Annotated in this window: 1 protein-coding gene; it reads right to left on the bottom strand. The window is 26.2% G+C overall.

Going from position 1 to position 229, the window contains the following annotated elements; genetic code table 11:
* Positions 1-54: hypothetical protein (locus AC23MC_RS16580; RefSeq protein WP_487570670.1), on the bottom strand; the 54-nt coding region annotated here is incomplete at its 3' end.
* Between the last annotated feature and the right edge of the window lie 175 nt (positions 55-229).

Below are 229 nucleotides of genomic sequence, written 5' to 3'. Positions count from 1 at the left end.
AACCACATATCGCGGAATATTCAAGTTATAGTCATTATTAGCAATCTCTTCCAAGGTGGCTCTATAACTATATTTTTCTATTTAGGTACGATTTCTGTAAGTATCGATAATTTTATCAATGTGTTAATCACGCAAAATGTTTTGTGTTTTTACTTTATCAAAATCATTACTTTCATCTATAAATAAAAAATCTTCCGGATTTTATCTAAATTTTTTAAATACAATGATG

The sequence above is a fragment of the Flavobacterium sp. T50_26 genome (assembly GCF_057652995.1).
Note: the sequence above shows the minus strand (reverse complement) of the source record. Positions and strands in the feature narration are given on the sequence as shown.